At 73.8% G+C, this 5,476-nt stretch carries 4 protein-coding genes; 1 reads left to right on the top strand and 3 read right to left on the bottom strand.

Features of this window, described 5'->3' with window-relative positions; all coding sequences use genetic code 11:
* Positions 1 to 275 precede the first annotated feature (275 nt).
* On the bottom strand, positions 276 to 1,064 hold the full coding sequence (locus PV350_RS44005) for an IclR family transcriptional regulator (protein WP_499509246.1): 789 nt from the start codon (positions 1,062 to 1,064) through the stop codon (positions 276 to 278).
* Between the two features lie 131 nt (positions 1,065 to 1,195).
* Entirely contained in the window at positions 1,196 to 1,942 is a 747-nt protein-coding gene (lepB, locus tag PV350_RS44000; RefSeq protein WP_499509245.1) for a signal peptidase I, read from the bottom strand.
* A gap of 129 nt (positions 1,943 to 2,071) precedes the next feature.
* On the opposite strand from lepB, the gene PV350_RS43995 reads away from it, so the two are divergent.
* The gene (locus PV350_RS43995; protein ID WP_499509244.1) at positions 2,072 to 2,998 is read left to right on the top strand and encodes a hypothetical protein; all 927 of its coding nucleotides are present in this window, start codon (positions 2,072 to 2,074) and stop codon (positions 2,996 to 2,998) included.
* Positions 2,999 to 3,057: 59 nt separating this feature from the next.
* Here the strand turns inward: PV350_RS43995 and PV350_RS43990 are convergent.
* On the bottom strand, positions 3,058 to 5,476 hold a 2,419-nt coding region (locus PV350_RS43990; protein WP_500338989.1), incomplete at its 5' end, for a M4 family metallopeptidase.

Raw genomic sequence — 5,476 nt, 5'->3', positions numbered from 1 at the left:
GGGCCGTAGGGGGCGGGCGATAACACCGGCAATCGCCGGTCCATGACGGGGCATCCGTCGCCGCCGGGTGCCAGGGGCGGGTGAACGGAGCCGGCACCGGCTGTGTCCGGGCACGGGCAGGCGCGCGGACTCGTCTGGATCATGGCTCCACCGTCCTCACTTTGCCGCATCGTGGAAGCCATTGCCGCAATGCGGTTTCCACTGTGCGACCCGCATGGGACATCGTCAAGGCAACCGGGTCGGCGCCGGGACGCGGCGGGTGCGGCCCGCGTGCGCTAGCCGTCGTTGCCCCGCCACATCCGCCCCTCGGCGATGGCCGACGCGCAGTCGATCGCCTGGACCGCGAGGTCCTTGGCCCGGGCGGAGGTGAGGCGGTGCGAGGGGCCCCCGAGGCTCACCGCGGCGATCACCCGGCCGTCGCTGGAGCGGACCGGGACGGCCAGTGAGTTCAGGCCGGGCTCGAGCTCCTCCTCGGAGAACGCCCAGCCCTGCTCCCTGACCTCCTCGAGCTGCCCCCGCAGGACCGCCGGGTCCACCACGGTCCGCGGGGTACGGGCCGTCAGGCCCTCGTCCAGGACGAGGGCGAGGACCTCCGGGTCGAAGGCCATGAAGACCTTGCCCGCCGCGCTGGGCTGCAGGGGCATGACCTGGCCGACGTGGCCCCGGTAGACGATCGAGTGCGTCGACTGCGCCCAGATCACGGTGACGCGCCTGCCGCCCTGCCGGACCTGCAGGCCGCAGCACTCGCCGCACCGGTCCCGCAGGGCCGTCACCAGGGGTCTGGCCGTGGCGATGAGGTCCGAGGCGGCGGTGGCCGCGGCTGACCAGGCGATCACCCGCAGACCGATGCTGTAGGAGGTCCCCTCGCGCTGGAGGAGGTTCTCCCGGACGAGCGTGCGCAGGATGCGCGCGACGGTGGAGGACGGCAGCCCGGTCCTGCGGACGATCTCCGACGCCTGGAGGCGGGGGGTGGTCGCGGAGAAGCAGTCCAGGATCTGGGCGGACTTCTGGACCACCTGCACGGAGCCGTTCGCCGTCCCGTTGCGATCGCGATCGGCGCTCATGGGCGCATCGCCTTCTCTCGTCCTCGCATCGCGGGAAGTGGTCCCGCATCGTGGCACCTCCCTACTGTCGGTGCCGTGCTGCGAGGGGTCAAGCAAGGCGTCCCTTGCCGTGCGGGCCGGGCCGCCGCAGGTCAGGACCGGTCGAAGGTCGCGGGCACCGGCAGCGTGGACCACCGTGGCACCGGCCAGGCGACGACGAAGGCGCGGCCGACCACGTCGTCCAGGGGCACGAAGCCCCCTCCGGGTTCGTTCACGTGGGCGCGTGAGTCCCACGAGGCGTCGCGATGGTCGCCCATCACCCACAGGTGGCCCTCGGGGACCGTGACCTTTCCGACCGGGAGGTCGTCGCACGGCGTGGCGCCAGGGTAGACGTACGGCTCGTCCAGCGGCTTCCCGTTCACCGTGACCGGCTCGCCGCGCTCGCACTCCACGGTGTCGCCGCCGACCGCGATCACGCGCTTGATGAGGTCCCGCTCGTCGGAGGAGGGCGCCAGTCCGATGAACGCGAGAGCCTTCGTGATCACGTTGCCGCCGCTCTGCTGCGGCTGACCGTCCAGCCAGCCGCCGGGATCGCGGAAGACGACCACCTCGCCGCGCTGCGGGGTCGCCCCGAACCACGGGGTGAGTTTGTCGACCAGGACCCGGTCGCCCACCTGCAGGGTGTTCTGCATGGAACCCGAGGGGATGGAGAAGGCCTGCACGAAGAAGGTCTTGATCCCCAGGGCCATGACCAGTGCCACGACGACCAGGATCGGCAGCTCCTGCCACCAGGGACGCTGCGCCCGGACCCTTCGGGGCCGTCTCCGGCGGGCCGGCGCCTCCGGTGCGTCCTCGCCGGTGCCGCGGAACCCCGTCCGGCCGTCCTCCCCAGCGGTCATGCCTGCTCCTTCACGGTGTCGGTACGACGGGCGCGGTGCGTGCCCGTACACCTGAACGATCAGGAGTTCCCGCCGCACCCTCCCGCGGGCGAGGGAACCGGGACACCGGCCCGCGCGTGGTGAAAGGACATGATCGGGAAGAGCGAAGCGACCGCTGTGGCGGCACATCTGGCGGCGGTCTGGTGCGTGGGCTGGGCCCTGACCGGCGTCCAGTTCCAGGCGGTGCTCTTCGCGCTGTTCCTCGGCAGGCCGGCGGTCCTGGTGGTCGTGCTCGCCTGCGGGGCGGCCCTGGCGGCGGCCCTGCTCGCGGGCCTGGGCAGGGCCGCCCGGCCCGTCGTGCCGCTCACCCGCCGGGCGGCGGGACTGTGGGCCTGGACGGCCGGGGTGTACGCGTCCGGCACCGGCGGTGCGCTCGCCGTGGCGGTGGTGCTCCACCAGGTCGACCACCTGGCGGACTGGGGCGTGCTGTTCACCGCCGGAGGGACCTGTCACGCGCTCGCCGCCGCGTTCCTCCTGCCCGGCGCCAGGGCCCGGCTGACCGCTCTCGCGGTGGCCGCCGTCCTCGCGTCGGGCGGGGCGTACGCCGCCTGGGACGCCGCGCGCCCGCCCACCCTCGACGCGTGGCTGAGCGCCAACGGCGTGGACCGCGCCCTGCTGCGCGTCGGCGACCCGCCGCCCGGCTACACGCTGCACGTCGGGGGTGCGAGCGCCGACGGTTTCGGCGCCCGCTACGAGAGCACCGGCTCGCCGGCCCTGGGCCTCCATGTCGAACGGGCCGGACACGACACACGGCGCGTCGACGCGCGCGGCTGCCCCGTCCCGTTCGGCCAGGAGATCCACTGCCGCGACGACGGGGGCGGCCGCCTGCTGATCGTCCACGGCGGCGGCCATCCCACCCGCGAACTGCGGCTGCCTCGCGACGGCCTGGTCCACACCGTCACCCTGGACGGATCCGGCGAGGCCGGGCTGCCCGCGGCCCGCCGGGTCCTGTCGTCGCTCCGGCCGGCGACGCGCGCCGAACTCGCCGCTCTGGTGGAGCTGCCGATGCCGCGCTGACGGCGCCCGTTCCCGGTGGGCCGGGGCCGGCGTGCGCCCCCGGCCCACCGGACGCACCGTCAGCGGCAGTCGCCCGCCGGGTGGTTGCGGGTCACCAGGTCGAAGGACGTGGTGGTCGTGTCCAGCCACAGCACACGGCCGCCGGTGGCGGCCACCGCGTGCGTCTGCCGGCCCGGGGCGCACGAGACGCGGCCCAGCGGCGCGCCCACGGACGTGTACTGGTAGAGCTTCGTGTCCAGGTACGGCAGGCCCGTCGGGGCCATCGGGTCGACCGTGAGCGTGACGGCCGTGTCCGACGCGGTCAGGGTCCAGGCCCCGATGGTCGCGGACGAGGTCGCGGGGATGACGTCCGTCGTGCCCGTGGCGTCGAGGCCGCTCCTGCGCAGGGCCGACTGCCCCTCGTCGAAGGGGTCCTCGTCGGCGAGCCAGTACACGCCGGAGGAGGTCGCCACCGGCGGGCTGGTCCACACCGCGCGGTCCGGGGTGCCGAGCGCGGTCCTGCCCGTCCGCGTGTCGTAGACGTCGACGACGGCGCGCCGGTGGCCGGGGTCGTCGCCCCACCAGCCGCTGACGGTGTAGGCGATGCGCCCGTCCTTCACCGAGGGCGACTCGGCCCGGACGTCCGCGTCGCCCGCGGTGGCGTCGGGACGGTTCAGCGGGACGGTGCGCGGAGCGGGGTCGGAGCCCTTGAGGTAGCGGAGGGTGGTGTGGGCCTGGTCGTCGTTCTCGTACCAGGCGACCGTGTCGCCGTCCATGCTCAGGCTGCCGATCGAGGCGGAGGCGGTGCTGTAGAGCCGCTTCGCCGGCCCGCCGGTCACGGGGGCGGACATGAGGTCGTACGTGTCGCCGACGGCGAGCCACACCACGCGCTTGCCGTCGGTCACCGGGCTGAGGTGGTAGCGGCCGTCCTCCGGTGAGACCTGGCGGGGCTTGCCCTTGCCGTCGGTGCGGCCGGTCCACACGGAGTACGGTGCCGCGCTGTCGGCGCTGGAGCGGGGGACCGCCCACCAGCCGCCGCCCGTGGCGGGGCCGATGTCGTTGGCGAGACCGGTCTCCAGGGTGCCGAGCCGGCCGAGCAGGACGTCGCTGTCGAGGCCGAGGTCCTGCTCCCAGCCGGGGACGATGCCGTGGGCGTCGAAGGCCTTCTTCACCTTGGCCAGGCGGTCGCCCTTGACGTGCAGCGACTTGGCGGCGGCGATGACCGCGTCACGGCCCTCGGTGAAGCCGTCGAGGGGGGTGATGTAGGAGGTGAGGGCCTTGTAGACGATTCTGTCGGCGAGTTCGCCGCCGAGGCTCTCGCGGATGTCCCACAGCGCGCCGCCGAAGATGTGCGAGTTCAGGTGCACACCTCCCTGGTCGTTGCGCGAGCCGAGCGGCATGCTGATGAAGTCCCCGGTGCCCGCACCGTCGTTGAGGTCGCGGAAGGCGCACTCCTTCGGCGTCAGCGTGCGGCACAGGTCGCCGCCGATCAGACCGGCCTCGGGATCGTCCATGCGCGTGCGGCTGACGGTGACGTCGATGGCGTTGCCGAGGTAGTCGGCGATGGCCTCGTTCATGGCACCGGACTGGCCGGCGTAGACGAGGTCGGCGGTGTGCTCGACCACGCCGTGCGTCATCTCGTGGCCGACGACGTCCAGGTCGGAGGCGAGGGAGCGGTACTCGTCGTCACCGGTGCCGTACACCATCTTGCTGCCGTCCCAGAAGGCGTTCACCCAGGGGTAGCCGAGTTCGGCGGTGACGCCGACGAGGGAGTTGATGGCCATGCCCTCGTCGTCGAGGCTGTCGCGCCGGAAGGTGCCGCGGTAGAACTCGTACACCTTCCCGGCCGCCCAGTGGGCGTCCACCGCGCCGCTGTCGGTCATCTCCTGCGGCGCCTTCGTGGTCGGCATGGCGAACGGGACCACGCCTTCCGGCCACCCGCCGTCGAGGTCCATCCACCACAGGCTGGAGGCGTCCCAGGTCTGGATGACGTTGTGGGTCTTGGTGTCGGCCATGTGCGCGGTGTCGCGCAGCAGGTACCCGCCGGTGGCGGCGTCCTTGGTGAGGTTCAGCGGCACGGTGGTGCCGCTGAGCAGCCTGCCGCTGCCGGTGACGCCCGCCGGTGCGGTCGCGGGAGCGGTGGACGTCGCGGCTCTCGTCGAAGTGCCCTTCCCTGCCGCCCCGGTGGCGGGTGCCGCGGGCGTGAGGGTGCGCAGCGCTCCGGCCTCGAAGCGGAGGACGCCGGTGGCGGCGTCGACGTAGACCTCCTGGACCACGGGGGCGCCGGTGGCCGGGTCGGTGCCGCGCACGGTGACGTGGCGGGCGAGCACGCCCTTGCCGGTGGGGAGCACGGTCAGCCCGCGGTCGGTGCCGGTCAGACCGGCCGTGGCCGCGGAGCGGGACGGTGCGGCCCCGCCGCCGGTTGCGCGCGGCCCGCGGGCGAGGGAGTCCTCCACCTGGCGCACCGCACGCTGCACGGCGGTGGGGGCGGGGAGGGTG

Origin of the sequence: Streptomyces sp. PA03-6a, assembly GCF_033792765.1 — a bacterium.
GTDB lineage: Bacteria > Actinomycetota > Actinomycetes > Streptomycetales > Streptomycetaceae > Actinacidiphila.
The sequence above is the reverse complement of the archived record's forward strand: the minus strand, read 5'-3'. Positions and strand labels throughout refer to the sequence as shown.